Source organism: Ornithinibacter sp. (assembly GCF_035443565.1).
Lineage (GTDB): Bacteria > Actinomycetota > Actinomycetes > Actinomycetales > Dermatophilaceae > Fodinibacter.
In genome coordinates, this window is sequence record NZ_DAORSO010000142.1 from 1368 (window position 1) to 5685 (window position 4318).

Consider the following 4318-nt stretch of genomic DNA (forward strand, 5'->3'; position numbering starts at 1 on the left):
GCGCAGTAGCGTGACGGACGTGTTCGAGGCTGCGTTCTGGGGTTTCGTCGGTGGTGTCTCGCTCATCATCGGCGCGGTGCTCGGGCTCGTCTTCAAGGTCACGCACCGCACGATCGGGCTCGTCATGGGCTTCGGCGCCGGGGTGCTCATCAGTGCCGCCGCCTTCGAGCTCACCATGGAGGCGTACGAGGCGGCAGGTGGCCCGGCCGCGGCAGCGGGTCTCATCGCCGGCTCGGCCACCTTCTTCGCGGGTGACTGGCTCATCGACCGCGCGGGCGGTCACCGCCGCAAGAGCCCCGTGCACGGCGGGATGCCGCACCCGCGCGGCCTGGACACTCCTCCGGCAGCCACGGCCGGTGCCGTGACGGCGAGCTCGGGCGGCGCCGCTCTGGTCCTGGGAGCCCTGCTCGACGGCATCCCGGAGTCCGCGGCCATCGGCATCAGCCTGCTCGGCGGCGCCGGGGTGAGCACGGCCATGGTCGTCGCGGTCTTCCTCTCCAACATCCCCGAGTCGATGTCCGCGTCGACGGGACTGCGCGCCTCAGGCCGGTCGACCACCTGGATCCTCGCCCTGTGGGCTGGGGTGACCGCGGCATCGACGATCTCGGCGGTGCTCGGCTACACCCTGCTCGGCGACGCGCCGCCGGCGACCCTGGGGTTCATCCAGACCTTCGCCGCAGGGGCGATCCTGACGATGGTCGCCGACACCATGGTCCCCGAGGCCGTCGAGCACGCGGGCCGCCTCGTCGGCATCGTCACGGTGCTCGGGTTCGCGGTGTCGTTCTTCCTCAGCGCCGCCTGACCCGGTCAGTGTCGGGCCTGTCTAGCCCAGAGGACATACAGCCCGATACGCCGATATCGACAGTCCGGGCGACATTCCGAGCGGCTACTTGAGGAACTTGCTCGTGCGCCGATCGGCCAGCGGCTTGCCCCCGGTCTGGCAGGTCGCGCAGTACTGCAGCGACGAGTCGGCGAACGACACCTCGCGCACCACGTCGCCGCACTCGGGGCAGACCTCACCGGTGCGCCCGTGCACCCGCATCCCCGCGCGCTTGGCGTCCTTGAGCTCCTTGGCAGGCTTGCCGGATGCCGTGGCCACCGCGGCGGCCAGCGTCCCCCGAAGTGCCGCGTAGAGCCTCTCGACCTCGTCCGGCGACAGGTTGGCCGCGAGGGCGAACGGCGACAACTTCGCCACGTGCAGCACCTCGTCGGAGTAGGCGTTGCCGACGCCGGCGATGATCGACTGGTCGCGCAGCATCCCCTTGACCTGCATGCGGTGCGACGCCGCGATCTGTGAGAAGACCTCGAGCGTGAAGTCGTCACCGAGCGGGTCAGGCCCGAGCGAGACGATGCGCGGCACCGCGGTGACGTCGCCGACGATGTAGGCCGCGAGCGACTTCTTCGTGCCCGCCTCGGTGAGGTCGAAGCCCGAGCCGTCGTCGAAGCGCACCCGCAGCGCGATCGGTGACTTGCCCGGTCGCAGCACCGTGGCCGGGATCGCGTCGGACCAGCGCAGCCACCCAGCCCGGGCCAGGTGAAACACCAGGTGCGTTCCGCCGCAGTCGAGGTCGAGGAACTTGCCGTGCCGGGCGACCCCGTCGATCGGGGCACCGACGAGCGCCTGCGGCGGTGGGCTGAACGTCTTCAGCACCGAGATGGAGCCGAGCTCGACCCCGGTGACGACCAGGCCCTCGGTGCGAACACGCAGGAAGTCGACGAGGGCCTGCACCTCGGGAAGCTCGGGCATAGCGGGAACCTACCCCCGCCTGCCCCCGGGCGCACTCGGCCCGTCTGCCGGCGCACTCGCCCAGATGGCTCGCACCTGCGGGGCCAGCCCGTAGCCGTCGGGCGCTCGCACCACGGGCGCGTCGAGCTCCTCGGTCGGCGCCGGCACGAGGTCGTCGTTGGCGACGGGGATGACGTGGCTGAGCACCTGCTCGCCCGGCGACAGCTCACGGATGGCGATGCCCCGCACGTGCCCGGGTTTGCGCGACGTGAACTCGGTGTAGATCTTCGGGTCGTGCTGGCCGTCGTCCCCGATGAGCAGCCACTTCACGTTCGGCAGCTCCCGCGCGAGCCGGTGCAGCTGGGCGTGCTTGTGCTCCTGACCGGAACGGAACCAGCCGGTGTTCGTCGGGCCCCAGTCGGTGAGCAGCATCGGCCCCTTCGGGTAGCCGTTGCGCCGCAGGAACCGGGTCAGCCAGGGCGCGGTGTTCCACGCGCCCGTCGACAGGTAGACGACCGGCGCCTCCGGGTGCTCGGCGAGCAGCTCCCGGTACATCGTCGCCATGCCCGGCACCGCCTTGCGGGCACCCTCGGAACGCAGGAAGGTGTTCCACGCCGCGATCATCGGCCGCGGCAGCGACGTCGAGAGCACGGTGTCGTCGATGTCGGACACGATCCCGTGCGTCACCTCGTTGCCGATCACGAGCACCGGCACGTCGATGGTCTGCGCGTTCGGCGACCCGACGAAGATGCGGTGCCACCCCGGCGTCAGGCCGTGGCCACGCACGGTGAGGTCGATGAATCCTCCGCGGTCGGTGCGGGCCGTGGTGATCCGCTCGTTGATGCGGATCGTCACGACCTCGTCGATCGCCGGTGTCGTGAAGAACGCCCGCCACCCGCGCGTCTCGAGCTCGACCGCCCGCAGCCGCGCCGCGTGCGTCGGCTCCTCGGGGTCGTCCTGCTCACCGCGGGTCATGATCACCCGGGCGAACACCCGCAGCTGCGACTCGCTGCCGTACCCGGTGAGCGGCACGATCCGCGTGCTCCACCCCCGTGACCGGAGCAGGCCGGACTTGCGCTCGTTGTAGGCGTCCTCGAGCACTGCTGCGGCGTGTGGTCGCGGCATGCCGAAAGCCTAGAGGACGCTCTCGGATGCCGGTGGCGCGCCGAGCGCATCCGGCCCACCGGGCGCGGTGGCAGGGTCAACGGCATCCGCCCGTCCGTCGGCGAGCGCCTCCTGGGCTGACGCCGCGGTGAGCCGACGGTGCACCAGGACGCCGACGGCGAATGCCGGGGACGACAGCGCCGCCCCGAGCATGCCCGCCAGGGCTGCGCCGATGATCGTGGAGCCGAGCACGACGATCGGGTGCAGGCTGAGCGCGGTGCTCGCCAGGCGCGCGAGGATGACCGTCTGGATGACGTTCTGCACGACGAGGATGACGGCGAGCAGGATCAGCGCGGTGGTGAGGCCGTTCGAGCCCAGGGCCACGATCGTCGCGAACGCCCCGGAGACGATCGCCCCGAGGTAGGGGATGTACGACGTCACGAGGGTGATGACGGCGATGGTGAAGGCGAGCGGCACGTCCATGGCGAAGGCGGCACCGCCGATGAGCACGGCCGTGACGACGGCCGACAGCGTCAGGCTGCCGAAGTAGCGGCGCACCGACATCACGGCATCCCCGACGATGGCCGACCCGGTGTCGGGGTCCAGGCCCATGTGACGGCCGACCCAGGTGGTCAGGGAGTGCCAGTCGACGAGCACGTAGTACACGAGGAAGGCGCCCATCGCGACACCGATGGCCAGCGACACCGTGCCCGAGAAGACCCCGGGCAGCACCGACCCGAGCCCGCCGAGCGCGTCACCGGCACCCGCCTGGAGCGAGTCGACGAGGGTGTCGCCGGAGCCGACGTCGACCCCCCGCTCCTCGAGCCAGGTGTCGAGCGTGCCGAGGCCGGCGGTGACCTGGTCGGCGATCGTCGGGTACTGCCCGACGATGCCCGCGAGGACGAGCCAGATCGACCCGAGCACCACCCCGGCGAGGAAGAGCAGCACCGCGAGCGCCCCGCCCCACGTGGGCACTCCCCGGTCGGCCAGCCACTGCACGACGGGGACGAACAGCGCACCGAGCACCGCGGCGATGATGAGCGGAACGACGAAACCGGACACCTGCGCGAGCACCCACACCCCGGCAGCGAGCATGCCGAGCACCCCGAGGATCAGCCAGGACCGGGTGCCCCATCGGCGCAGGCGGGGCGAGACGACGTCGTCCACGGGGGTGCCTCTCGATGGGTGGTCAGGAGCAGGCACAGGGTATCGCTGCGCAGCGCGGGCACCCGGTGGCATAGCGCTGAACGGCAGCGGTCAGGTCGACGTCCATCTGGTTCGCGAGCGAGGCCACCCAGGCCAGCACATCGGCGAACTCGTGCTCGCGCTGGGCCTGCGTGCCCTTGCGCACGGCCTGGGCGAGCTCACCGACCTCCTCGGCGAGCCAGGCCACCGTGCTGGGAACCCCGCGCTCGCGGTCGCGCTCGCCGTAGGTGCGCTCGATGACGTCCTGGAGGGTGGCGAGGTCCATGCGCCCGAACCTACCCG

General features: G+C 71.3%; 5 protein-coding genes. 1 reads left to right on the forward strand and 4 read right to left on the reverse strand.

Going from position 1 to position 4318, the window contains the following annotated elements; genetic code table 11:
• Positions 1 to 802: ZIP family metal transporter (locus tag PLL68_RS11970; RefSeq protein WP_324534365.1), on the forward strand; the 802-nt coding region annotated here is incomplete at its 5' end.
• Positions 803 to 886: 84 nt separating this feature from the next.
• Here the strand turns inward: PLL68_RS11970 and PLL68_RS11975 are convergent.
• From PLL68_RS11975 to PLL68_RS11990, 4 genes are all read right to left on the reverse strand, one after another.
• Positions 887 to 1747: an Fpg/Nei family DNA glycosylase gene (locus tag PLL68_RS11975; RefSeq protein ID WP_324534367.1), complete on the reverse strand. Its 861-nt coding sequence runs from the start codon at positions 1745 to 1747 to the stop codon at positions 887 to 889.
• A gap of 9 nt (positions 1748 to 1756) precedes the next feature.
• Entirely contained in the window at positions 1757 to 2851 is a 1095-nt protein-coding gene (locus PLL68_RS11980; protein WP_324534369.1) for an App1 family protein phosphatidate phosphatase, read from the reverse strand.
• Between the two features lie 9 nt (positions 2852 to 2860).
• Positions 2861 to 3997 carry an AI-2E family transporter gene (locus tag PLL68_RS11985; protein WP_324534371.1) on the reverse strand — a complete coding sequence of 379 codons (1137 nt, stop codon included), beginning with the start codon at positions 3995 to 3997 and terminating at the stop codon, positions 2861 to 2863.
• 22 nt (positions 3998 to 4019) lie between these two features.
• Positions 4020 to 4318 (reverse strand): MazG nucleotide pyrophosphohydrolase domain-containing protein (locus PLL68_RS11990; protein WP_324534373.1); only part of this gene is annotated, 299 nt, incomplete at its 5' end.